We start from the raw sequence: 24,130 nt of genomic DNA, 5'->3' as shown, positions 1-24,130 counted from the left end.
CCAGAGCTACTTCAAGCCAACCTGACGACGGTAGCGCCGCCCGCGCCGAAAGTCATTAGCGTCTGGCGAGATGCTCATGACACTTGGGTGGCGGCACGGCGGCCGGGACACGACGAAGCCCGGACCCTCCCTGCGGGTCCGGGCTTCGAAGAGCTGCGGCGGCTGCCTCGGCGGCTGCCTCGGCGGATGCCTCGGTCGATGCCGCGGCCGACGCCTCAGCCGACGCCTCAGCCGACGCCTCAGCCGACGACCGTCCAGGTGTCGTTCCCGCTCAGCAGCGCGCCCAGGTCGCCCTTGCCGCTGCGGTCCACGGCCGTGTCCAGCTGCTCGGCCATGAGCGTGTCGTAGACGGGCCGCCGCACGTTGCGGAACACCCCGATGGGCGTCTGGTGCAGCGTGTCGGGGTCGGCCAGCCGGGACAGCGCGAACGCGTTGGTCGGGGAGGCCGAGGAGGCGTCGTGGACCAGGATCCGGGACTCGTTCTCCGGGGTCACGGTCACGACCTCCAGGTCGCCGGTGGCCACGTTGCGCACGACGCCCTTGGCGTTGTCCACGCCGAAGCGGATCGGCTGCCCCTGCTCCAGGCGGATCACGGCCTCCTGGGCCTGCTCGTGGTCCTTGAGGACCTCGAAGGCGCCGTCGTTGAAGATGTTGCAGTTCTGGTAGATCTCCACCAGCGCCGTGCCCTCGTGGGCGGCCGCCGCGCGCAGCACCTCGGTGAGGTGCTTGCGGTCGGAGTCGACCGTACGGGCCACGAAGGAGGCCTCCGCGCCGATCGCCAGCGAGACCGGGTTGAAGGGCGCGTCGAGCGAGCCCATCGGGGTCGACTTGGTGATCTTGCCGACCTCGGAGGTGGGGGAGTACTGCCCCTTGGTCAGCCCGTAGATCCGGTTGTTGAACAGCAGGATCTTGAGGTTGACGTTCCGCCGCAGGGCGTGGATCAGGTGGTTTCCGCCGATGGAGAGCGCGTCCCCGTCACCGGTGACGACCCAGACCGACAGGTCGCGGCGGGAGGTGGCGAGCCCCGTGGCGATGGCCGGGGCGCGGCCGTGGATCGAGTGCATCCCGTACGTGTCCATGTAGTACGGGAAGCGTGAGGAGCAGCCGATGCCCGAGACGAAGACGATGTTCTCCTTCGCCAGCCCCAGCTCCGGCATGAAGCCCTGGACGGCGGCGAGCACCGCGTAGTCGCCGCAGCCGGGGCACCAGCGGACCTCCTGGTCCGACTTGAAGTCCTTCATCGACTGCTTGGCGGCCGCCTTGGGCACCAGCGAGAGCAGGGAGGGGCTGTCGGTCACCTCAGTCATTGATGGCCTCCTTGAGATGGTTGGCGAGCTGCTCGGCCTTGAACGGCATGCCGTTCACCTGGTTGTACGACGCCGCGTCGACCAGGTACTTCGCCCTCAGGAGGGTCGCGAGCTGCCCGAGGTTCATCTCCGGCACCACTACCTTGTCGTAACGCTTCAGGACCTCACCCAGATTCCTCGGGAAGGGGTTGAGGTGGCGCAGGTGGGCCTGCGCGATGGGGAGCCCGGCGATCCGCAGCCGGCGCACGGCGGCCGTGATCGGCCCGTACGTCGAGCCCCAGCCGATCACCAGAGTGCGCGCGCCGTCCGGGTCGTCGACCTCCAGGTCCGGGACCTGGATGCCGTCGATCTTGGCCTGGCGGGTGCGGACCATGAACTCGTGGTTGGCCGGGTCGTACGAGATGTTGCCCGTGCCGTCCTGCTTCTCGATGCCGCCGATCCGGTGCTCCAGCCCCGGCGTGCCGGGGACCGCCCAGGGGCGGGCCAGGGTCTGCGGATCGCGCTTGTACGGCCAGAAGACCTCGGTGCCGTCCGCGAGCTCGTGGTTGGGGCCGGCGGCGAACTGGACCTTGAGGTCCGGCAGGTCCGCCACGTCCGGGATCCGCCAGGGCTCGGAGCCGTTGGCGAGGTACCCGTCGGAGAGCAGGAACACCGGGGTCCGGTAGGTCAGCGCGATCCGGGCCGCGTCCAGCGCGGCGTCGAAGCAGTCCGCGGGCGTGCGCGGGGCCACGATCGGCACCGGTGCCTCGCCGTTGCGCCCGTACATGGCCTGGAGCAGGTCGGCCTGCTCCGTCTTGGTCGGCAGCCCGGTCGACGGGCCGCCGCGCTGGATGTCCACGATCAGCAGCGGCAGCTCCAGGGAGACCGCGAGGCCGATCGTCTCGGACTTCAGGGCCACGCCGGGGCCGGAGGTGGTGGTCACGCCGAGCGCGCCGCCGAAGGCCGCGCCCAGCGCCGCGCCGATGCCGGCGATCTCGTCCTCGGCCTGGAAGGTGCGTACGCCGAAGTTCTTGTGCTTGCTCAGCTCGTGCAGGATGTCCGAGGCCGGGGTGATCGGGTACGAGCCCAGGTAGATCGGGAGATCGGCCTGCTGACCTGCGGCGATGAGCCCGTAGGACAGGGCGAGGTTCCCGGAGATGTTGCGGTACGTGCCGGTCGGGAAGGCGCGGGTGGCCGGGGCCACCTCGTAGGAGACGGCGAAGTCCTCGGTGGTCTCGCCGAAGTTCCAGCCGGCCCGGAAGGCGGTGACGTTCGCCTCCGCGATCTGCGGCTTCTTCGCGAACTTCTGCCGCAGGAAGGTCTCGGTGCCCTCGGTGGGCCGGTGGTACATCCAGGACAGCAGCCCGAGCGCGAACATGTTCTTGCTGCGCTCGGCCTCCTTGCGGGAGAGCCCGAAGTCCTTGAGCGCCTCGACCGTGAGGGTGGTCAGCGGCACCGGGTGGACGTTGTAGGCGTCCAGCGAGCCGTCTTCCAGCGGGGAGGTCTCGTAGCCGACCTTGGCCATCGGGCGCTTGGTGAACTCGTCCGTGTTGACGATGATCTCCGCGCCGCGCGGCACGTCCGCGATGTTCGCCTTCAGCGCCGCCGGGTTCATCGCCACCAGCACGTTCGGGGCGTCGCCCGGCGTCAGGATGTCGTGGTCGGCGAAGTGCAGCTGGAAGGAGGACACGCCCGGGAGGGTGCCGGCAGGCGCCCTGATCTCGGCCGGGAAGTTCGGCAGCGTCGAGAGGTCGTTGCCGAAGGAGGCGGTTTCCGAGGTGAAGCGGTCACCGGTGAGCTGCATGCCGTCACCGGAGTCACCCGCGAAGCGGATGATCACCCGATCGAGTCGGCGTACTTCCTTCGTCACGGAGTCCCCGGCATCCCCGGCGCCTCCGGCGTCTCCGTCGCGGCCGCCGGGGCCCGCGTGATCTGCGGGTTCACCGTTCGGGCCCGGGGACGTCCGCTGCTCGCCGACGACTGCGCCTTCGGCCCCGTCGGACTGTTCGGCTGGGCTACTGACCTGGCTGGTCACTGAACTGGACCTCCTTCGAGGCGTGAGCACTGCCCAAGGTCAACCCTACGTCCGTAGGGATTCCTTCCCGGGGTGCTCATTTTCTGGACCGCCCCTTCGGCGGTCTGTCCGAATCCGGCCTTACCTGACAGAGTGTCAGTTGATCAAGATCTTAGGTAGGTGAGAACGGCCAGCACGCGCCGGTGATCCCCGTCACTGGGCGACAGGCCCAGCTTCATGAAGATGTTGCTGACGTGCTTCTCCACCGCGCCGTCGCTCACCACCAGCTGCTTGGCCACCGCGGAATTGGTCCGCCCCTCGGCCATCAGCCCGAGCACCTCGCGCTCGCGCGGGGTCAGCCCCGCCAGCACGTCCTGCTTGCGGCTGCGGCCCAGCAGCTGCGCCACGACCTCCGGGTCCAGGGCGGTACCGCCCCGGGCCACCCGGACGACGGCGTCGAGGAACTCGCGCACATCGGCCACCCGGTCCTTCAGCAGGTACCCCACCCCGGTACTGGAGCCGGCCAGCAGCTCGGTGGCGTACTGCTCCTCCACGTACTGGGACAGCACGAGCACACCTATGCCGGGGTGATCGCGCCGCAGCCGCACGGCGGCCCGTACGCCCTCGTCGGTGTGCGTCGGCGGCATCCGCACATCCGCGACCACCACGTCCGGCAGCGCGTTCTCGGCCGCCAGCTCCGCCACCGTCTTGATCAGGGCTTCCGCGTCCCCGACGCCTGCGACGACGTCATGCCCCCGGTCGGTCAGCAACCGGGTCAGGCCCTCACGCAGCAGCACTGAATCCTCGGCGATGACCACTCGCACCCTGTCTTCCACGACTCCGCTGCTCCCGCGTTTGCTCGTTCCCCGTTGTCCCTGACTCAGCCAAGCATCCCAGTCTTGAGCCCGGATACAGCCGGATCGCGATCAACGCGCACCCCTGGAACGGCTGTTTTCGGCCCCGAGTGCCCTTCCGCGCCATCCACCCCCCGAAGTCAGGGCTTTGGCCCCCGCGCCCGGCAGGCCGAACGACACCCCGCGGGGCGGGAATGGGGGGGAGAGAGGGGTGGGAATGAGGGGAGGGCGACATACGGCCGCACGGACACCCTTGCGGGGCATCCGTGCGGTGATCGGTGTCGATGGGTGTCGACCGGTGGTGTCAGGTGGTGTCAGGTGTCGCGCTCACGGGCGGGAGGGGGGTTCCTCAGACGGCCCGCCAGGGGAGTTCCGCGGTGACGGTCGTGCCGCCACCGGCGGGGGAGTCCACGACCAGCAACCCGTCCACGGAGTCGAGCCGCTCGGCCAGCCCCGCCAGTCCCGAACCGGCCACGGCGTCGGCCCCGCCCACCCCGTCGTCGGCGACCTGGATCAGCAGCCGCTCGCCGGACTTCCACACGTCGACCCCGGCCGTACGGGCCCTCGCGTGCTTGCTCACGTTCTGCAGCAGCTCCGACACCGTGAAGTACGCGATCCCCTCGATCGCCGCCGCCGGCCGCGCGGGCAGATCCACTGCCACCCGTACCGGTACCGCACACCGGGAGGCCACCGAGGACAGGGCGGCGTCCAGCCCCCGGTCGGTCAGTACCGCCGGGTGGATCCCGCGGGCCAGGTCCCGCAGCTCCTGCAGGGCGATCTTCACTTCCCCGTGCGCCTCGTCCACCATCCGGGCGGCGGCCCGCGGGTCCTCCGTCAGCTTCTCCTTCGCCAGACCCAGGTCCATGGCCAGCGCCACCAGCCGGGCCTGCGCCCCGTCGTGCAGATCGCGCTCGATGCGCCGCAGGTCCGCCGCCGCCGTGTCGACCACGACACCCCGGTCGGACTCCAGCTCGCTCACCCGGTGCGCGAGCCGGGACGGCCCGAGCAGCCCGCAGACGAGCAGCCGGTCCACGGTGGTCAGGGCCCGGACCACCCAGGGGGTGGCCAGCGTGAGGGCGAGCCCGGTCGCGCAGGTCGCCGCGATCGCGAGCGGGGAGTCCAGATAGAGGGAGTAGTCGTCGTTCTGGAAGACCTGCAGCCCCGGCTGATCGGTGAACGCGGGGAAGACCCAGAACCAGAGCGGGTAGAGCAGCATGGCCCACCCGTAGGCCCAGAACGTCAGGGCCACGCAGAAGGCGAACACCGCCCACGGGAAGTGGATCACCGAGTACAGCACGTGCCGCCAGGCGCTCCCGCTCTTGAGCAGCGCCGCCATCCCGGCGATCGCCCCGCCCTTCTCCGCCCGGATCGGAGCGGGCTCCGCGACGTCGACGCCGAGCATTCCGCGCACCCGGGCCCGCTCCACGCGCCCGAACCCGCGGCACATGGCCAGCACCCCCGCCAGCACCGGGACTCCGAGGAAGGTGACGAGCAGCCCCGCGCCGAGGCTGACGCCGGTGATGGCGAGCGAGAAGTACAGGGTGCTGAGCGGCAGCCCGAGCATCAGGTACCCGAACTCCCGCCAGGTCCGCCCCTCGAAGGGAGCCCGCAGCGCCCTGCCGATACCGCTGCCGCCGTGTGCGCCGCTACCCATGTCGCCGACCCGCCCTTCCTCCACTGTGTCCCCCCACCCTCCCGCGCGGCCCCTTCGGGAGACATCCGGCAGGTCGGTCTCTCCCCCGGGGGGTTAACCCCACCCCCGGGGCGCGCACCCGCGCCGCGAGCCTCGGGGGTGGGGGCTTGGACGGCCGCCGGGGGTCGGCACTGCCCCGCCGCCACCGCGGCGTAGACGTCCGCCGGCGGCGCCGCCGAGGGCCTGCCGGGGCGGGCCACCAGGGAAGCCCGGCCATCGGCGCCCCCAGGCGGACGCCGAGTCCCCTCCCCGCCCTTCGCCCGTTCCCCGGGCTCCGCCCGGACCCACCCCTCAAACGACGCAGGGGCTGGACCGCCCCAAGGACGATCCAGCCCACACATGCACGCCGATGCCGGCCAAATCCAGCCCCGCCGGCGTTTGAGGCGCGGGGGTCCGGGGGGCTGGCCCCCCGGATACGGCGCCGCACGCGACCCGCGGCGGGTGGCCACACCCAGCCCCGCCGGCGCCCGAGGCGGACGGGGCTCCCGCCCGGCCGGGGCTCGGCCCCGCTCCGCGGGGCGTTACCGGGAGACCCGATCCCGCCACGGCAGCTCCGCCGTGACCACGGTCCCGGCCCCCTCGGGGGACTCCACCACCAGCACGCCATCCACCGCGTCGAGCCGCTCGCTCAACCCCGCCAGCCCGGACCCGGCCCTCGCATCCGCGCCGCCCCGCCCGTCGTCCGACACCCGGATCAGCAGCCGCCCGTCGGCGGAGCCACCCGTGCGCCACACCTCGACCTCCGCGCACCGCGCCCCCGGCCCGGCGTGCTTGCTCACGTTCTGCAGCAGCTCCGAGACCACGAAGTACGCGATCCCCTCGATCGCCTCCGCCGGCCGCGCCGGCAGGTCCACCGCCACCTTCACGGGGACCAGGCAACGGGAGGCCACCGAGGACAGGGCCGCGTCCAGCCCCCGGTCGGTCAGTACCGCCGGGTGGATCCCGCGGGCCAGGTCCCGCAGCTCCTGCAGGGCGATCTTCACTTCCCCGTGCGCCTCGTCCACCATCGCCGCCGCCCCCTCGGGGTCCTCCAGCAGCTTCTCCTTCGCCAGACCCAGCCCCATGGCCAGCGCCACCAGCCGGGCCTGCGCCCCGTCGTGCAGGTCCCGCTCGATGCGCCGCAGGTCCGCCGCCGCCGTGTCGACCACGACACCCCGGTCGGACTCCAGTTCGGCGATGCGCCGCTCCAGCTCGTCGGAGGGCGACAGCAGGCCCCGTACCATCGCCCGGTCCACGTTCGCGAGCCCCCGGACCAGCCACGGCATCACCGGCCACAGCACGAACAGCCCGGTCAGCGCCACGGTGAAGGTGAGGATCGCCCACGGCAGCCGGATCAGCTCGAACAGCACGGTCCGCCACGCCACCGGGTCCTTGAGGCTCGCCCACAGCCAGGGGAAGAACCCCCCGGAGCGGCCCGGCCCGGGCATCGGCGTCGGCTCGTCGACCCGTACGCCCAAGAGGTAGCGCGCCCGCGCCCGTTCCAGCCGTCCCAATTGGCGAGACACGAACAGACCACATGCGAACAGCGGCAGACCGATCGCGGTCACCGACAGGCCGCCCGCGGTCGACACCATCACCACCGTGTAGACGAACCCGATGAGGGCGGCGGGCAAATTGCTCAGCAGGTAAGCGATTTCCTTCCACGTCACGGCATCGAAGGGTGCGCGTACGGGAGGAGGAGCGCCGTCGTCGGGGGTGTGCTTGCTCGCGGTCATGCGCCCACCCTGCCAAGCCCGCGAGTCCGATGCCATGGGGTAGCCGGGCCGAGGTAAACGGGGGATAACCCCACCCCGTGGAGCCCAGGCCCTAGACTCCCGTCCGTACCAGATCAACCTGATCGTCGACAGTGGCCGAGGAACGAGGAACGGACGTGCCCGAACCAACGGTATCGACCGTATCCGTGCTCGCAGCGGACTACTTCCGAACGTATTCGGTCGTCGGTCTCCTGGCCGCGCTCGGTGTGCTCTTCGTGGCGGTGGCGTTCGGCGCCAACCGCCTGCTGAGCCCGTCCGTCCCGACCCGCGAGAAGCTGCTGACCTACGAGTGCGGCGTGGACCCGGTGGGCGAGGGCTGGGCGCACACCCAGGTCCGCTACTACGTCTACGCCTTCCTCTACGTCATCTTCGCCGTCGACTCGATCTTCCTCTTCCCGTGGGCGACGGTGTTCGCCGCCGCCGGTTACGGCGCCACGACGCTGGTGGAGATGTTCATCTTCCTCGGCTTCCTGGCCGTCGGCCTGCTCTATGCGTACAAGAAGGGCGTCCTCGAATGGCTGTGACCCCGGCCGGTACCCCGGCCGTGCCGTCGGAGCCGCAGCTGCTCCCGGAGCCGAAGCGGCTGGGCGTCCTGTCCCGCCTCGCGCCCGAGCCCATGAAGGTGGTCCTCAACTGGGGCCGCCGCTACAGCCTGTGGGTCTTCAACTTCGGCCTCGCCTGCTGCGCGATCGAGTTCATCGCGGCCTCGATGGCCCGCCACGACTTCATCCGGCTCGGCGTCATCCCCTTCGCGCCCGGCCCGCGCCAGGCGGACCTCATGATCGTCTCCGGCACGGTGACGGACAAGATGGCCCCGGCCGTCAAGCGGCTGTACGAGCAGATGCCCGAGCCCAAGTACGTCATCTCCTTCGGCGCCTGCTCCAACTGCGGCGGCCCGTACTGGGACTCGTACTCGGTGACCAAGGGCGTCGACCAGATCATCCCGGTCGACGTCTACGTCCCCGGCTGCCCGCCCCGCCCCGAGGCCCTCCTCCAGGGCATCCTCAAGCTCCAGGAGAAGATCGCCCGCGAATCGCTGGCGGAGCGCTACGCGGACACGCCGGCGCCGTCCCCGGCGCAGCTCACGAGCGGCCTGATCACCCCTCCTCCCGCTCCGGGCTCCCACCCCGCTCCCACCTCCAGCCCTGTTCCCGGGACGGACGCGTGAACCTCTACGACTCCCTCCCCGACGCGGCGGGAACGATCTTCGGCGCCGAAGCGGTCGGCTCCTTCGCCTACTCCGTCCTCACGGTCGACGTCCCCACCGCGAGCTGGATCCCCGCGCTGGAGATCGCCCGCGACAAGCTGGGCTGTACCTACTTCGACTGGCTGAGCGCGGTGGACGAGCCGGGCACGGGCTTCCGCATCTGCGCGCACGTCGTCTCCCTGGAGAACCACCGCGTACGCCGCCTCCTGCTGCGCACCACCGTCCCCCACGCGGCGCCCTCCCTGCCCTCGGCGGTCTCGATCTACGCCGGCGCGGAATGGCACGAGCGCGAGACCTGGGAGATGTTCGGCGTCACTTTCACGGACCACCCGAACCTGGTCCCGCTCCTGCTCCCCGAGAACTTCGAGGGCCACCCGCTGCGCAAGGACTTCGTCCTCGCGGCGCGGGTCGCCAAGGCATGGCCGGGTGCGAAGGAGCCGGGCGAGGCGCACGACCCGGACGCCCCGAAGCGCCGTCAGATGCTCCCGCCGGGCGTACCGGACCCCAACGACTGGGGCCCGATGAAGGGCCAGCTCCCCCCGGCCCCCACCCGCCCCGCCCGCACCCCCCGCGCGGCGGCAGGCGCTCCCGGCGACCGCCCGGCCCGCACCCCGCGCGCAGCCGGCGACCGCCCCGCCCGCACCCCGGGCGAAGCCACCCCGACCTCACCCGAGGAAACCCCGGCCCGCCCGGTACGCCGTACCCGCTCGGTAGCCGACGGCTCGGCAAGCCAGGCCGCGGCCGAGACCACCCCGGCACCAGCCACCCCGGCCGAGGCGTCAGCCGCCCCGGCCGAAGCCGCGGCGACCCCGGCTCCGTCCGAGGCTGCCCCGGCTCCGTCCGGAGCCCCGGCGGAAGCCTCCCCGGCCCGCCCGGTACGCCGCTCCCGCTCGGTCGCGGACGGCTCCGCGAGCCAGGCGCAGCCCCCGGCCACCCCGGCGTCAGCCACCCCGGCCGAGGCCGAGACGCCGTCGTCCGAGGCGAGCCCGGCCGCGTCCGAGGCAGCCCCGGCCCGCCCGGTACGCCGTACCCGCTCGGTCGCGGACGGCTCGGCGAGCCAGGCCGCGGCCGAAGCCACGCCCGAGGCCGAACCGCAGCCCCCGGCCCGCCCGGTGCGCGGCAGCACGGACGCCCCCTGGCACAACCCGAAGCCGGCCTTCGACACCCCGGAGCCCACTCCGGCCGGCCCGGCGGCTCCGGCCGACCAGGCAACCTCGGCCGACCAGGCAACCCCGGCGGCGCGGCCCGACCAGGCGACTGCGGCGACCCCGGCCACCTCGGAGGCTCCGGCCACTTCGGAGGCTCCGGCCACTCCGGCGGCTCCGGCCGACCCGGCAGGCCCGGCGGCCCCGGCCGAACCGGCCACCCCCGAGGACCAGGCGGCCCCGGCCGCCCCCGCGGGCTCCGCCGGATCCGAGCCTCAGTCCGAGTCCGAGTCCGCCCCCAAGCCTGACCCCGCGGACTCCGACACGGACCCCACCCCCAACGACCCCACCGGAGGCGCCGCGTGAACGACGTCCTCGACGTCGCCCTGCGGCTGATCGTCGTCTTCGCCGTCTTCCTCGTGCTCCCGCTCGTCGTCGGGCAGACCGAGCACAAGGTGATGGCCCACATGCAGGGCCGCCTCGGCCCCATGTACGCCGGCGGCTTCCACGGCTGGGCCCAGCTCGTCGCCGACGGAGTCAAGTTCGCGCAGAAGGAAGACATCGTCCCGGCCAACGCCGACCGCCGTGTCTTCCAGCTCGCCCCCGCCGTCGCGCTCCTCCCGTACCTCCTGGTCCTCCTCGCGATCCCGATCGGCCCCGGCGAGGGCGCCGTCGGCCAGGTCATCGACGCGGGGCTCTTCTTCGCGCTCGCCGTCATGGGCGTGGGCGTGCTCGGCTCGCTCATGGCCGGCTGGGCCTCCGCGAACAAGTTCTCCCTCCTCGGAGGCCTCCGCACCGCCGCCCAGCTGCTCGCCTACGAGCTCCCCATGCTGCTCGCGGCGGCCTCGGTCGCCATGGCCGCCGGAACCGTCTCCCTCCCCGGCATCGTCGGCGCCTTCGAGTGGTGGTGGCTGCCCTGGCAGATCGTCGGCGGGCTCGTCTTCTTCACCGCCGGCCTCGCCGAACTCCAGCGGCCCCCCTTCGACATGCCCGTCGCCGACTCCGAGATCATCTTCGGCGCGTACACCGAGTACACCGGCCTGCGCTTCGCGCTGTTCCTGCTCGCCGAGTACGCCGGCATCGTCGTCCTGTGCGCCCTGACCACCGTCCTCTTCCTGGGCGGCTGGCACGGCCCCTTCGGCGGAGACGGCTTCGCCTGGGCCTGGACCCTGCTCAAGATCGCCGCGCTCTCCTTCGTGGTGATCTGGCTCCGCGTGAGCTACCCCCGGCTGCGCGAGGACCAGCTGCAGAAGCTCGCCTGGACCGTACTCATCCCCCTCGCGCTCGCCCAGATCGCGCTCACCGGCATCGTGAAGGTGGCGATCCAGTAAATGCCTCCCATCCCCGGCTCCGGCCTCGCCAAGGGCCTGGCCGTCACGCTGCGCACGATGACGAAGCGCTCGCACACCGCCCAATACCCCGAGGTGCAGCCCGAACTCCCGCCGCGCTCGCGCGGGGTCATCGGCCTGTTCGAGGAGAACTGCACGGTCTGCATGCTGTGCGCGCGCGAGTGCCCCGACTGGTGCATCTACATCGACTCCCACAAGGAGACGGTGCCGGCCGCCGCCCCCGGTGGCCGTGAGCGCAGCCGCAACGTCCTCGACCGCTTCGCCATCGACTTCTCCCTCTGCATGTACTGCGGCATCTGCATCGAGGTGTGCCCCTTCGACGCGCTGTTCTGGTCGCCGGAGTTCGAGTACGCCGAGACCGACATCCACGAGCTCACCCACGAGCGCGACAAGCTGCGCGAGTGGATGTGGACCGTCCCGGCCCCGCCCGCCCTGGACCCGGCCGCCGAGGAGCCCAAGGAGATCGCGGCCGCCCGCAAGGCCGTGGAGAAGGCGGAGACCGCAGCCGCGGCAGCCGCCGCAGCTGCAGCCGCCGAGGCGAACCCCGGCACCACCGCCCCGGACTCGGACCCGGCCCCGGAAGGAGACGCGTGATCACCGCAGCCGCCCAAGGCAACGGCTTCCTCTCCCCGACCGGCGTCGAGATCGCCTTCGTCCTCGTCGGCCTCGCCACCCTCGGCGCGGCCGCCGTCACGGTCACCACCAAGCAGCTCGTGCACGCCGCCCTGTGGCTGGTCGTCGCCCTCGGCGGGATCGCCGTCGAGTACCTGCTGCTGACCGCCGAGTTCATCGCCTGGGTCCAGGTGCTGATCTACCTCGGTTCCGTGGTCGTCCTCCTCCTCTTCGGGCTGATGCTCACCAAGGCCCCCATCGGCCGCTCACCGGACGCCGACTCGGGCAACCGCCCGGTCGCGCTCGGCGTCGCCCTCGTCGCGGCCGCCGCGCTCGTCTGGGTGGTCGTCGACGCCTTCCGCACCACCTGGATCGACCTCGACGGCCCCGCCCAGGGCTCCACCAAGGTTTCGGGAGAGATCCTCTTCCGGCACTGGGTGCTGCCGTTCGAGGCGCTCTCCGTCCTCCTCCTCGCGGCCCTGATCGGCGCCATCGTGCTGTCCCGCAAGGACGCGCCCGCCACCGACCCGAAGGGCGGGCAGCGCTGATGCACCTCGCCTACCCCGCCGTGCTGGCGGCGCTCCTCTTCTGCACGGGCCTGTACGGAGTGCTCGCCCGCCGCAACGCCATCCTGGTCCTGATGTCCGTCGAGCTGATGCTCAACGCCGTCAACCTCAACCTGGTGGCCTTCGACGTCTGGCTGCGCGACAGCCTGCACGCCGGCCAGGCCCTCACCCTCTTCACCATCGCCATCGCCGCCGCCGAGATCGGCATCGGCCTCGCGATCGTGCTGATGGTCTACCGCAACCGGGGCACCGCGGACGTAGACCGACTGCGCGACACCGCCGAGGGCCACGAGCAGGACGGCACGACCCCCGCTGGCGCGGACAGCGCGAACCCTGCGACCGGAGCCGCCGCGTGAGCACCCCGACCCTCGCCGTACTGGTCCCCCTCCTGCCCTTCCTGGGCGCACTGGCGGGACTGCTCCTCGGCCGCACCGCCCCCGGCTTCGTCAAGCCGCTCGCCGTCCTGCCGACGCTGGCGGCCGCCGTCCTCGCGGTCCTGGTCGCCCTCCGCCAGGGCGGCGGCAAGGCGATCGACACGGCGACCGAGCTGACCCCGACCGGCTCGGTGCCCATCGAGCTCTCGCTCCACCTGGACGGCTTCGCCGTCATGGTGGCCGTGCTCGTCGGCCTCGTCGCCACCTGCGTGCAGATCTACTCGACGGCGTACCTGCGCGAGGACCCGCGCTACCCGTCCTACGCCGCTCTGGTCTCACTGTTCACCTCCGCCATGCTGCTCGTCGTCTACTCCGGCGACCTGATGGTGCTGCTGGTCGGCTGGGAGATCATGGGCATCTGCTCGTACTTCCTGGTCGGCCACTACTGGGAGACCGAGGCGGCCCGCTCCGCCTCCCTGAAGGCCTTCCTCGTCACCAAGCTCGGCGACGTCCCCTTCCTCATCGGTCTGTTCGCGCTCGCCACCGACGCCGGGTCCTTCCGGATCACCAAGATCCTGGGCACGGTCTCCGCGGGCGGGCTCGACCACCCGACGCTCATCGCGCTCCTCCTGCTGGCCGGAGTCGCGGGCAAGTCCGCGCAGTTCCCGCTGCACACCTGGCTTCCGGACGCCATGGCGGGCCCCACCCCGGTCTCCGCACTGATCCACGCGGCGACGATGGTCGCCGCCGGCGTCTACTTCGTCGCCCGCCTCCTCCCCGTCTTCGCCGCGTCCCGGGCCGCACTGGTGGTCCTGGCCGTCATGGCGGCCGTCACGATGGTCGGCTCCGCCCTCGCCGCCCTGGCCCAGGACGACATCAAGCGGGTGCTCGCCTACTCCACGATCGGCCAGCTCGGCTACATGACCGGCGCCCTGGCCGTCGGCGACCGCGCGGCCGCCGTCTTCCACCTCCTGTCCCACGGCGCCTTCAAGGCGCTCCTGTTCCTCGGCGCCGGCGTGATCATCCACGCCGCGGGGACGAACTCCCTCGCCGCCATGTCCCGCATGGACGGCCTGGCCAAGCGCATCCCCGACGCCTTCTGGACGATGACGATCGCGCTGCTCGCGCTCGCCGCCTTCCCGCCCTTCGCCGGCTTCTTCTCCAAGGAAGCCGTCCTCGTCGCCGCCGAGCACACCGCCGGCGGCCACTCGGAGCTCGCCCCGAGCGCGGCCGGCTGGGTGGTCCTCGTCGCCGGCGTGCTGACCGCCCTGCTCACCGCCGCCTACGCCACCCGGCTGTGGCTGATGGCCTTCCGCGGCCGGGGCGCAGCCGCCCCCGACCACGGCAAGGAGCCCGTCGCCATGACCGGCGTGCTGTGGCTGCTGGCCGTCCCGTCCGTGGGCTTCGGCCTGCTGGCCGGTCCCCTGTCCGACTTCTTCGACGGCCGCGAGCTCACCCCGTCGCTGACGACCTCGGTCCTCGGCACGGGCGCCGCCGCCGTCGGCGCGGTGCTCACCTACGCCCTGTGGCAGCGCGCCCAGGCCCAGGCCGCCCTGGCCCCGGCAGCCCCGGCCGGAGCGGGCCCCGCCACCGCGGGTGCGCCCGCCACCGGCGCAGTGCCCGCGTCCGTCGTCGCCGCCGAGTCCGCCGCCGAGAGCCCCGAGGTCGCCGAGGTCACCCACGACCACCCGGTCGTCTCCACGGCCCCCGCCGCCGACCCCGGCCGCGCCCTCCTCGGCCCGCTGCACCGGCACGCCGCCGTCGGCTTCCACCTCGACGCCGTCTACGACCGCCTGTTCGTGCGCCCCGTCCGAGCCGCCGCAGCCCTCGTGCGCTTCCTGGACCGCGAGGTCGTGGACTCGTACGTCCGTGGCGCGGGCCTCGGCCCCCGGCTGCTCGGCACCCTCGTGCGCCGCGCCCAGACCGGCAACGTGCAGAGCTACCTGAGTGCCCTGCTCGCCGGCGCCGTGGTCCTGGCGATCGCCACCGCCGTCCTCGCCAACGTCAACGCCGGATCGTGAGCCGTGAGTCAGCCGTGATTGATATCAGCCCGTCCGTGATGCAGTTCCTTCTGGCGTTCGTCGTGGCCGGCCCGCTCGTCGGCGCCGTCGCCGCCCTCCTGCCGGCCCCGCCCGGACTGAAGGGCAAGAGCCCCGAACAGGCCGTACTGCGCCACGGCGTGACCGTGACCGGTGCCATCCTCGCCGCGGCGATCGTCCTCGCCGTGGGCTTCGACCACGACGCCCCGTCCCGCTTCCAGGCGACGACGGACATCAGTTGGATCCAGGCCCTGAACGTCCGGATCCACCTCGGCATCGACGGCATCTCGCTCCCCCTCCTCCTGATGACCGCGCTGCTGTTCTTCCTCTGCGCGCTCTACAGCTACTTCAAGCTCCCCGCGGGCCCCTCCGCGAAGGCCTTCGTCGCCCTGCTCCTGGTCCTGGAGTCCGGCACCCTCGCCACCTTCGCCGTCCTCGACCTGCTGCTGTTCTTCCTCGCCTTCGAGATGGTCCTCATCCCGATGTACTTCCTCATCGCCCGCTGGGGCGGTGCTCAGCGGCAGGCGGCCGCCTGGAAGTTCATCCTCTACACCCTCCTCGGCTCCGTGGTGATGCTGCTCGGCCTGCTGCTGATCGGGCTGAACAGCGGCACCTTCGACATGGTGGCACTGGCCTCCGACAACGGCCGCGAACTGTCCCACACCACCCAGGTCCTGGCCGTTCTCGCCATCGGGATCGGCCTCGCCGTGAAGACCCCGATGTGGCCGCTGCACAGCTGGCTGCCGGACGCCCACACGGCCGCCCCCACCGTCGGTTCCGTCCTCCTCGCGGGCGTCCTGCTGAAGATGGGCACCTACGGGTTCGTCCGGATCCTGCTGCCCGCCACGCCCGACGGCATGGCCACCTTCGCCCCGTACCTGGGCGCCTTCGCCGCGGTCGGCATCGTCTACGGGTCCCTGGCCTGTCTCGCCCTCGCCCGCAAGGGCAACAAGGGCGACCTCAAGCGCCTCATCGCGTACTCCTCCGTCGGCCACATGGGCTTCGTCCTCCTCGGCATCGCGTCCATGACCCCCACCGGCGTGAACGGCGCGCTGTTCGCCAACGTCGCGCACGGTCTGATCACCGGCCTTCTCTTCTTTCTTGTCGGCGCGCTCAAAGACCGTTACAACACGGCCGATCTCGACACCCTCGCCGGAGCCACCGGAGCGGCCCTCTACGGCCGCGCCCCCCGCTTCGGAGCCCTCCTCGCCTTCGCCGCCATCGCCTCGCTCGGCCTCCCCGGCCTGGCGGGCTTCTGGGGCGAGATGCTGGCGCTCTTCGGTGCGTTCGACCCCGCCGAGGGCCTGTCGCGGCCGGCGTTCCTCACGTACATGTCCGTCGGCGCGTTCGGCACCCTGCTCACCGCCGCCTATCTTCTGATCGTCGTACGGCGGGTGTGCATGGGCGACCCGAAGGCCGCGCGCGAAGGGGCCGCCGCCCCGGTGGTCCTCGCGGACATCCAGCGCTACGAGTACGCCGCCTGGAGCCCGCTCGTCGCCCTCACCCTCCTCGCCGGCCTGTGGCCCGCGGTCCTCCTCGGCCTCACCGACCCGGCCGTCCAGAAGCTCCTCGCGGGAGGGAACTCATGACGGTCCTTCAGCCCATCGCCCAGCCGCTCGTCATCGCCGCGGCCGACACCGGCGCGGGCGCCGGCAGCCTGGTCCAGTCCGTCGACTGGCTCGCCATCGCGCCGGTCGTCATCACCGCCTCCGTCGGCCTCCTCGTGCTGGTCCTCGACCTCTTCGTGCCGGAGCGCCGCAAGCCGCTGCTCGGCTGGATCTCCGTGGCCGGACTGGCCGCCGCGACCGCCACCCTGCTGCCGCTGCGCGCCGGCGACCGCAGCACCTTCTGCCTCACCGGACCCGGTACGGCGGACCCCGCCGCGTGCAGCTACGCCGCCGACCACTTCGCGCTCGTCGTCCAGTTCCTCGTCCTGGGCGGCGCCCTGGTCACCGCCCTGCTGTCGGTCACCGCCGTCCGCGAGGCGCGCATGCCGGCCGGCGAGTACTGGTTCCTGCTGCTCTCCTCCGCCGCCGGCGCGGCCCTGCTGCCCGCCTCCCGCGACCTCGCCACCCTGATCGTCGCCCTCGAAGTCGCCTCGCTGCCCGCCTTCGCCCTCGTCGGCATGCGCCGCGGCGACCGGCTCTCCTCCGAGGCCGCCCTCAAGTTCTTCCTGTCCTCCGTCACCGCCACCGCCGTGTCCCTGATGGGTGTCAGCTTCGTCTACGCCGCCACCGGCTCCCTGCACCTCACCCAGGTCGCCGACCGGCTCGGACACGTCCCCGGGCAGCTCGACACCCTCGCCATGGCCGGCGTCGCGCTCACCCTGGTCGGCTTCGCCTTCAAGACGGCCGCCGTCCCCTTCCACTTCTGGGTCCCGGACACCTACGTCGGCGCCCCGCTGCCCGTCGCCGGATACCTGTCGGTCATCGGCAAGGCCGTGGGCTTCACCGGCCTCATCCTCGTCACCGTGATCGCCTTCCCCGCGTACTCCGACATCTGGGGCCCGGCCCTCGCCGTCCTGGCCGCGCTCACCATGACCCTCGGCAACGCGGCGGCCCTGCGCCAGTCCGCCGACCGGCCGGGCGGGGCCGTACGGCTGCTCGCCTGGTCCTCCGTGGGCCAGGCCGGCTACCTGCTGGTCCCGATCGCGGCCGCCGCCTACGCCGGCCGCGACCAGATCGGCTCCACCGTCGCCTACGCCCTCATGTACGCCGCCGTGAACCTCGGCGCCTTCGCCGTGGCCGCCCTGGTGGCCCGTACGAAGCCGCTGCACCGGCTCTCCGACTACCGGGGCCTGTACGCCGAGAGCCCGCTCGCGGCCCTCGCGATGGCCTTCTTCCTGCTCTGCCTGGCCGGTCTGCCGCCGGGCATCATCGGGCTCTTCGCGAAGGTCACCGTCTTCCGCTCGGCGGTCGACGCGGGACTGGGCTGGCTCGCCGTGGTCATGGCCGTCAACGTCGTCGTCGCGCTGTACTACTACCTGCGCTGGACCGCCCTGCTCTTCCGCACCCCCGAGGGGGACGGGGCGCAGGAGGGCGCGCACGGGGGCGCACAAGAGGGCGCGCAGCCCCGTACCGGGACCCCCTGGCCGGTCACGGCGGCCATCGTGCTCACCGCCGCCACCGCGCTGGTCCTCTCGGGCGCCCCGCAGCTCGTCCTGCGCTTCGCCACCGGCAGCCTCTTCCCGCTGTAGAGCCCGCTCCGGAGGGCTGGGGGAGCCCCGTCAGCGCTGCGGCCGGCCCGCGCCCGTAACCCGTACGGCCTAACCTGCACGGCGCCCGCCGCGGCCCTGCCGTGGCCCCGCCGCGACCCCGTCACAGCCCCATCACAGCCCCGCCCCCCGGTCCGCCGGGGCGGCGGGGACGGGCGTGCCCGGGGAACCTGCCGCCCTCACCTCGCGTTGACCAGGAAGGAAGGGTCCACTGGACCGTAGGCCCTCCGATCCCCAGATCCTGGACGGGTCCCCCTGCGGCACCACTTGGAGGGCGCACCGTGCACCGCCGGCACAACGGGCTGAAGACCGCCGTACTCCTCGGTGGTCTGTCGGCCCTCATCATCCTGATCGGAAGCTTCTTCGGCCGGGGCGGCCTGATCGTCGCCGTCCTCGTGGCCCTCGGCACCAACGCGTACGCGTACTGGAACAGCGACAAGCTGGCCCTGCGCGCGATGCGGGCCCGCCCCGTCAGCGAGTTCGAGGCACCCGAGCTCTACCGCATGGTGCGCGAGCTCTCCACGTCCGCGCGCCAGCCCATGCCCCGGCTCTACATCTCCCCGACCGAGGCCCCCAACGCCTTCGCCACCGGCCGCAACCCGCGCAACGCCGCGGTCTGCTGCACCGAGGGCATCCTGCGCATACTCGACGAGCGCGAGCTGCGCGGGGTCATCGGCCACGAGCTCAGCCACGTCTACAACCGCGACATCCTCATCTCGTCCGTCGCGGGCGCCCTGGCCTCCGTGATCATGTTCCTGGTCAACTTCGCCTGGCTGATCCCCATCGGCCGTTCCAACGACGACGAGGGACCGGGCCTCTTCGGCATGCTGCTGATCATGATCCTGGGCCCGCTGGCGGCCTCCGTGATCCAGCTCGCCATCAGCCGCTCGCGCGAGTACGAGGCGGACGCCTCCGGGGCCCAGCTCACCGGGGACCCGCTCGCCCTCGCCAGCGCCCTGCGCAAGCTGGACGCCGGCACCAAGCAGCTCCCGCTGCCCGCCGAGCCGCGACTGGAGACCGCGAGCCACATGATGATCGCCAATCCCTTCCGTCCCGGCGAGGGATTGTCCAAAATGTTTTCCACACACCCTCCGATGGCCGAGCGCATCGCCCGGCTCGAACAGATGGCAGGCCGCAGTCAGTGAAGACCATCCTGAACATCATTTGGCTCGTCCTCAGCGGAGTCTGGCTCTTCCTGGGCTACTGCCTGGCGGGTGTGATCCTCTGCATCACCATCATCGGAATCCCCTTCGGCATAGCCTCGTTCCGCATCGCCGTGTACGCCCTGTGGCCCTTCGGGTACACGACCGTCGAGCGGCGTGACGCGGGCGCCGCGTCCTGCGTCGGGAACGTGCTGTGGCTCGTCCTGGCCGGCTGGTGGCTGGCCCTCGGCCACATCGTCACCGGCATCGCGCTGTGCATCACGATCATCGGCATCCCGTTCGGCATCGCCAACTTCAAGATGGTCCCGCTCTCCCTGCTCCCGCTGGGCCGCGAGATCGTCCCCACGGACGCTCCGTTCGCCTCGCGCTGAGTCGCGCCGAGCCCGGATCCGGTTCATCCACTCGTATTAAAGTTCCGGGTTGCGGACGAGTGACGCGGACGAGCGGCACGCACAACGGGCAGGGAAGAACCGATGTCGACTGAGCCCTCTGAGCCCTCTGAGCCTTCCGAGTTCTCCGAGCCCTCCGAGCCCTCCACGACGACCCTCTCGGTGGTCGTGCCGATGTACAACGAGGAGGACGCGCTGCCGGCCCTGGTCGGCAGACTGCGCCCGGCACTCGACGCCATGGCCGTCCGCTACGAGGTCGTCGCCGTCGACGACGGCAGCAAGGACCGCACCGCGGAGCTGCTGACCGAGTTCCAGGCCAAGTGGCCCGAACTGCGGGTCGTGCGGCTGCGCGGGAACTCCGGCCACCAGGCCGCCCTCACGGCGGGCCTGCACAGCGCCTCGGGCGCGTACGTGGCCAGCATCGACGCGGACCTCCAGGACCCGCCGGAGAAGATCCCGGAGATGCTCGACCTGGCCCGCGCGGACGGTCTCGACATCGTCTACGGCGTCCGGGCCGACCGGAGCACGGACACCGGCTTCAAGCGGCACACGGCCGGCGCGTACTACTGGCTGGTGCGCCGCCTGGTCGGCAAGCAGGTGCCCGCGCAGGCGGGCGACTTCCGGCTGCTCAGCCGCGCGGCGGTCGACGCGGTCAAGGCCATGCCCGACCAGCACCAGGTGTACCGCCTGCTCGTGCCGTGGCTCGGCTTCCCCAGCGGCCAGGTCACCTACCAGCGCGAGGAGCGGGTGGCGGGGGAGACCAAGTACCCGCTGAGCAAGATGCTCCGGCTCGGCGTCGACAGCGTCATCAACTTCTCCGCCGCCCCGCTGCGCCTGGCGACCTGGCTGGGCGTGGCCAGCTTCTTCGGCTGCCTGCTGATGGTGGGTGCCACCCTGGCGATCTACCTGAAGGGCCAGACCGTCCCCGGCTGGACCTCGCTGTTCATCGTGATGCTGTTCCTCGGCGGCGTGCAGCTGATCTGCGTCGGTCTGCTCGGCGAGTACATCGGCCGCATCTACACGGCCGTGCAGCGCCGGCCCACCTTCTTCGTCGGGTACGACTCGCACGCCCCGGCGCGGAACACGGAGCGCCAAGCGGACTGAGGCCGCACCCTCGTCGCGGCTGAAATCGCAGGTCAGGGCGATTGTCAGTGGGGGGTGTCACTCTGTGTGCATGGATGACACCGAGCAGTTGCTGAAGCAAGTCGCCGGCCGCGCACACAGCTCCCACCAGGGGCGGTACGCGGCCACCGGCACCCCTGCAGCGCCCCTTCCGGCGCCCCTGGCCACCGCGGAGCTGCACCGGGCCGAGGCGGCCCTGGGCTTCGCCCTGCCGCCCCTCCTCGCGGCCCTCCACACCCGCGTGGCGGACGGCGGCTTCGGCCCCGAGCACGGCCTGCTGCCCCTGGAGCGCGCCGTCGCCGAATACACCGCGATGCGCGCCTCGGCCTGGCGCTGGCCCGAGGGCGTGCTGCCCATAGCCGACCTCGGCTGCGCCCTGCGCGCCTGCGTGGACTGCCGCTCGGAAACCGCCCAAGTCCTGCTGTTCGAACCGAACTCGGGCGAGCCCGACCTCGCCTGGTTCCTCGAATCGCCCACGCTCGCCGACTGGCTGCGCGGCTGGCTCGACGGCAGCGCCTGGTTCAGCGAGGAATCGGGTGCGGGGGAGGAGTGGGACCTGGAACTGACCCCCTGGGCGGGCTTCAGGGCCCGGGTGTGAGCCGCCGGCGCACCCCGTAGGCCAGCGCGCCCAGTGCCAGCACCGCGGCCCCCGTGACCGTCGACACGGCGGGCAGCGCGCAGGCCAGCACCACGCAGCCGGACAGTCCCACCACTGCCACGGCCCGGTCCTTGACACCTGAATCGAGAGTCCACGCGGAGGCGTTCGCGATCGCGTAATAGGCGAGCACGCCGAAGGAGGAGAAACCGATCGCGCCCCGCAGATCGGTGGTGGCCGCGAGCACCGCCACCACCGCGCCCACCGCCAGCTCGGCGTGGTGCGGCACCTGATGCCGGGGATGTACGGCGGCCAGCGCGCGCGGCAGATGGCCGTCCCGCGCCATCGCCAGGGTGGTCCGCGACACCCCGAGTACGAGCGCCAGCAGCGAGCCCAGCGCCGCCAGGGCCGCACCCACCCGGACGACGGGAGTCAGTCCGGGCCACCCGGCCGCGCGCACGGCGTCGGCCAGCGGGGCCGCCGACCGCCCCAGACCGTCGGCGCCGAGCACCGACAGCGCCGCCACCGAGACCGCGGCGTAGACGAGCAGGGCGATCCCCAGGGCGAGGGGCACCGCCCGCGGGATCGTGTGCTCCGGGTCGCGCACCTCCTCGCCCAGGGTGGTGATCCGGGCGTAGCCCGCGAAGGCGAAGAACAGCAGTCCGGCACCCTGCAGCAGCCCGGCCGCCGCCCAGTCCGGGCCGCCGAGACGGCCGGCGTCGGCCGCGCCGGAGGACAGGCACGCCACGACGACCCCGGCCAGGACGGCCAGCACCACCGCCACGATCACCCGGGCGATCCGGGCGGACTTCTGCACGCCCCCGTAGCTCGCGGCGGTCAGTGCCACCACCGCCGCCACGGCCACCGCGTGCTGCTGCCCGGGCCACGCGTAGGCCCCGACCGTGAGGGCCATCGCCGCGCAGGAGGCCGTCTTGCCGACGACGAAGCCCCAGCCGGCCAGGTATCCCCAGAAGGGCCCGAGCCGTTCGCGCCCGTACACGTAGGTGCCGCCCGAGGAGGGGTAGCGGGCGGCCAGCCGCGCCGAGGAGTGCGCGTTGCAGTACGCCACCAGGGCCGCGAGCGCGAGCGCCGCGAGGAGCGCTCCCCCGGCCGCGCGCGCCGCCGGGGCCAGGGCGGCGAAGATCCCGGCGCCGACCATCGCGCCGAGCCCGACGACGACCGCGTCGAAGACGCCCAGGGTGCGCTTCATCTCGTTGGGTGTGGGGTGTGCGGGGTCAGTGGCGTTCACGGGCGGAGAGTAGCCGGGCTAGGTGACGCCTTCCCGTCCGGGGACCGGCGTGCGGCTGCGCTCCCAGCCGTCCAGGGCGGTCAGGCAGGCGTGGTCGAGGTGGCGCAGCCCGCTCAGGTCGAGGCGGACGGCACTGCCGCGGGGCAGCGCGTCCAGCTCGTCGAGCAGTTTGGGCAGCCGCAGGAAGCTGGCGTTCCCCAGGATCCGCACGCGCAGTTCGTCGCCCTCCCACACCGGCTCGATGTGCACGTGGGAGGTCTCCCAGGCCGCCTTGGCGACGGCGAGCCCCAGCCCGGCCAGCACCCCCTCGAAGAGGTTCGTGGCCACGATCGCCGCGGCCGTCGCCACCAGGACGACCGCCTCGCCCCGGTGCGACCGCCACAGGGCGGCCACCGCCCGCACAGGCAGCAGCTTCCAGCCGGCGTGCAGCAGCACCCCGGCCAGCGCGGCGAGCGGGACGGACTCCAGCAGCCCGGGGACGGCCACGGCGAACAGCAGCAGCCAGCCGCCGTGCAGGATCCGGGAGGCCCGAGTGCGGGCGCCGGCCTCGACGTTGGCGGCACTGCGGACGATGACGGCGGTCATCGGCAGGGCCCCGAGCAGCCCGCAGAGGGTGTTCCCGACGCCCTGGGCGACCAGTTCGCGGTCGTAGTCGGTCCGGTCCCCGTCGTGCATGCGGTCCACGGCCGCCGCACTGAACAGCGTCTCGGCGGAGGCGATGAGCGCGAGCGCCACCACGGTCCCGACGGCCCCCACGGAGGCGAGCACCCCGAAGTCGGCCCAGCCGGGCAGGGTCACGGCCGACAGGACGCCGGTGACCCGGACCCGCTCCACGGGCAGCCGCAGCAGTACGGCGGCGGCGGTCGCGGCGGCGACCCCGACGAGAGCCCCCGGCACGAGCCGCAGCCGGTCGGGCATCCGCCGCCAGGCCACCAGGACGGCGACCGTCCCGGCCCCGAGCGCCACGGCGGTCCAGTCGGCGCGCCCGCCGAGCTCCAGCGCCCCGGCCAGCTTCTCCAGGGTCCGCGCCGGGGCCTCCACGTCGGCCAGGGCGTACAGCTGACCGGCGATCAGCACGATCCCGATGCCGGCCAGCATCCCGTGCACGACGGCCACGGAGATCGCCCGGAACCACCGCCCGAGCCGCAGCACGCCCATGCCCAGCTGCACCAGGCCGGCGGCCAGGACGAGTACGCCGAGCGCGGGCAGCCCGTACGTCCGCACGGCCTCGTAGACGAGCACGGTGAGCCCGGCGGCCGGGCCGCTCACCTGGAGGGAGCTGCCCCGGAACCAGCCGGTGACCAGCCCGCCCACCACCCCGGTGAGGATCCCGAGTTCGGCCGGCACCCCGGAGGCGACGGCCACTCCGACGCAGAGCGGTAGCGCGACCAGGGCGACCACCACGGACGCCCCGAAGTCTTCACGTAACGTGCCGGCCCCAGGCACAGGCATGCGGGACCCCCCTGTCGAGGCGCTGACGGACACCCCTCACCCTGGTGGGCGCA

Annotated in this window: 21 protein-coding genes; 14 read left to right on the top strand and 7 right to left on the bottom strand. The window is 72.5% G+C overall.

The window, feature by feature from the left end; all coding sequences use genetic code 11:
- Positions 1-239: 239 nt before the first annotated feature.
- The 5 genes from OG898_RS08655 to OG898_RS08635 all read right to left on the bottom strand — a co-directional run bounded on the left by OG898_RS08655 (position 240) and on the right by OG898_RS08635 (position 7,562).
- Complete coding sequence (locus OG898_RS08655) at positions 240-1,307, bottom strand: 2-oxoacid:ferredoxin oxidoreductase subunit beta (protein WP_250740907.1); 1,068 nt, start codon at positions 1,305-1,307, stop codon at positions 240-242.
- Positions 1,300-3,321, bottom strand: a complete 2,022-nt coding sequence (locus OG898_RS08650; RefSeq protein ID WP_250740906.1) for a 2-oxoacid:acceptor oxidoreductase subunit alpha — start codon at positions 3,319-3,321, stop codon at positions 1,300-1,302. Before OG898_RS08650 ends, OG898_RS08655 begins: the two co-directional genes overlap by 8 nt.
- Positions 3,322-3,464: 143 nt before the next feature.
- Complete coding sequence (locus OG898_RS08645) at positions 3,465-4,124, bottom strand: response regulator transcription factor (protein WP_308313410.1); 660 nt, start codon at positions 4,122-4,124, stop codon at positions 3,465-3,467.
- 379 nt (positions 4,125-4,503) lie between these two features.
- On the bottom strand, positions 4,504-5,808 hold the full coding sequence (locus OG898_RS08640; protein WP_266955969.1) for a sensor histidine kinase: 1,305 nt from the start codon (positions 5,806-5,808) through the stop codon (positions 4,504-4,506).
- Between the two features lie 560 nt (positions 5,809-6,368).
- Positions 6,369-7,562, bottom strand: coding sequence for a sensor histidine kinase (locus tag OG898_RS08635; protein WP_250740904.1), 1,194 nt, complete (start codon positions 7,560-7,562; stop codon positions 6,369-6,371).
- A 155-nt stretch (positions 7,563-7,717) separates the two neighbouring features.
- Here OG898_RS08635 and OG898_RS08630 point away from each other — a divergent pair, with 155 nt between their 5' ends.
- The 14 genes from OG898_RS08630 to OG898_RS08565 all read left to right on the top strand — a co-directional run bounded on the left by OG898_RS08630 (position 7,718) and on the right by OG898_RS08565 (position 21,379).
- Positions 7,718-8,125: an NADH-quinone oxidoreductase subunit A gene (locus OG898_RS08630; RefSeq protein WP_250740903.1), complete on the top strand. Its 408-nt coding sequence runs from the start codon at positions 7,718-7,720 to the stop codon at positions 8,123-8,125.
- A complete protein-coding gene (locus OG898_RS08625) occupies positions 8,116-8,769 on the top strand; it encodes an NADH-quinone oxidoreductase subunit B (RefSeq protein ID WP_266955967.1) in 654 nt (217 codons plus the stop codon). The genes OG898_RS08630 and OG898_RS08625 overlap by 10 nt, the downstream gene beginning before the upstream one ends.
- Positions 8,766-10,319, top strand: coding sequence for an NADH-quinone oxidoreductase subunit C (locus OG898_RS08620; protein ID WP_266955966.1), 1,554 nt, complete (start codon positions 8,766-8,768; stop codon positions 10,317-10,319). The genes OG898_RS08625 and OG898_RS08620 overlap by 4 nt, the downstream gene beginning before the upstream one ends.
- Positions 10,316-11,284, top strand: coding sequence for a complex I subunit 1 family protein (locus OG898_RS08615; protein WP_250740900.1), 969 nt, complete (start codon positions 10,316-10,318; stop codon positions 11,282-11,284). Before OG898_RS08620 ends, OG898_RS08615 begins: the two co-directional genes overlap by 4 nt.
- Positions 11,285-11,896, top strand: a complete 612-nt coding sequence (locus OG898_RS08610; RefSeq protein WP_250740899.1) for an NADH-quinone oxidoreductase subunit I — start codon at positions 11,285-11,287, stop codon at positions 11,894-11,896.
- Positions 11,893-12,462 carry an NADH-quinone oxidoreductase subunit J gene (locus OG898_RS08605; RefSeq protein WP_250740898.1) on the top strand — a complete coding sequence of 190 codons (570 nt, stop codon included), beginning with the start codon at positions 11,893-11,895 and terminating at the stop codon, positions 12,460-12,462. Before OG898_RS08610 ends, OG898_RS08605 begins: the two co-directional genes overlap by 4 nt.
- Entirely contained in the window at positions 12,462-12,836 is a 375-nt protein-coding gene (gene nuoK, locus OG898_RS08600) for an NADH-quinone oxidoreductase subunit NuoK (RefSeq protein ID WP_250740897.1), read from the top strand. Before OG898_RS08605 ends, nuoK begins: the two co-directional genes overlap by 1 nt.
- Positions 12,833-14,875: an NADH-quinone oxidoreductase subunit L gene (locus tag OG898_RS08595; protein ID WP_266955964.1), complete on the top strand. Its 2,043-nt coding sequence runs from the start codon at positions 12,833-12,835 to the stop codon at positions 14,873-14,875. The genes nuoK and OG898_RS08595 overlap by 4 nt, the downstream gene beginning before the upstream one ends.
- A 38-nt stretch (positions 14,876-14,913) precedes the next feature.
- Entirely contained in the window at positions 14,914-16,482 is a 1,569-nt protein-coding gene (locus tag OG898_RS08590; protein ID WP_266960135.1) for a NuoM family protein, read from the top strand.
- Complete coding sequence (locus OG898_RS08585) at positions 16,479-18,089, top strand: NADH-quinone oxidoreductase subunit N (RefSeq protein ID WP_266955962.1); 1,611 nt, start codon at positions 16,479-16,481, stop codon at positions 18,087-18,089. Before OG898_RS08590 ends, OG898_RS08585 begins: the two co-directional genes overlap by 4 nt.
- Positions 18,090-18,388: 299 nt before the next feature.
- Positions 18,389-19,252 carry a zinc metalloprotease HtpX gene (gene htpX / locus OG898_RS08580; protein ID WP_250740894.1) on the top strand — a complete coding sequence of 288 codons (864 nt, stop codon included), beginning with the start codon at positions 18,389-18,391 and terminating at the stop codon, positions 19,250-19,252.
- Entirely contained in the window at positions 19,249-19,641 is a 393-nt protein-coding gene (locus OG898_RS08575) for a YccF domain-containing protein (protein WP_250740893.1), read from the top strand. Before htpX ends, OG898_RS08575 begins: the two co-directional genes overlap by 4 nt.
- A gap of 102 nt (positions 19,642-19,743) precedes the next feature.
- Entirely contained in the window at positions 19,744-20,763 is a 1,020-nt protein-coding gene (locus OG898_RS08570; RefSeq protein WP_266955960.1) for a glycosyltransferase family 2 protein, read from the top strand.
- Positions 20,764-20,833: 70 nt separating this feature from the next.
- Positions 20,834-21,379, top strand: coding sequence for an SMI1/KNR4 family protein (locus OG898_RS08565; RefSeq protein ID WP_266955958.1), 546 nt, complete (start codon positions 20,834-20,836; stop codon positions 21,377-21,379).
- On the opposite strand, the gene OG898_RS08560 is transcribed toward OG898_RS08565, so the two are convergent.
- Both OG898_RS08560 and OG898_RS08555 read right to left on the bottom strand, forming a co-directional pair.
- Entirely contained in the window at positions 21,363-22,586 is a 1,224-nt protein-coding gene (locus OG898_RS08560) for an APC family permease (protein ID WP_266960133.1), read from the bottom strand. The two genes, OG898_RS08565 and OG898_RS08560, sit on opposite strands and share 17 nt — an antisense overlap.
- 57 nt (positions 22,587-22,643) lie before the next feature.
- Entirely contained in the window at positions 22,644-24,077 is a 1,434-nt protein-coding gene (locus tag OG898_RS08555) for a SulP family inorganic anion transporter (RefSeq protein WP_266955956.1), read from the bottom strand.
- Between the last annotated feature and the right edge of the window lie 53 nt (positions 24,078-24,130).

This window comes from Streptomyces sp. NBC_00193, assembly GCF_026342735.1.
Taxonomy (GTDB): Bacteria; Actinomycetota; Actinomycetes; order Streptomycetales; family Streptomycetaceae; genus Streptomyces; species Streptomyces stoeckheimensis.
The sequence above is the reverse complement of the archived record's forward strand: the minus strand, read 5'-3'. Positions and strand labels throughout refer to the sequence as shown.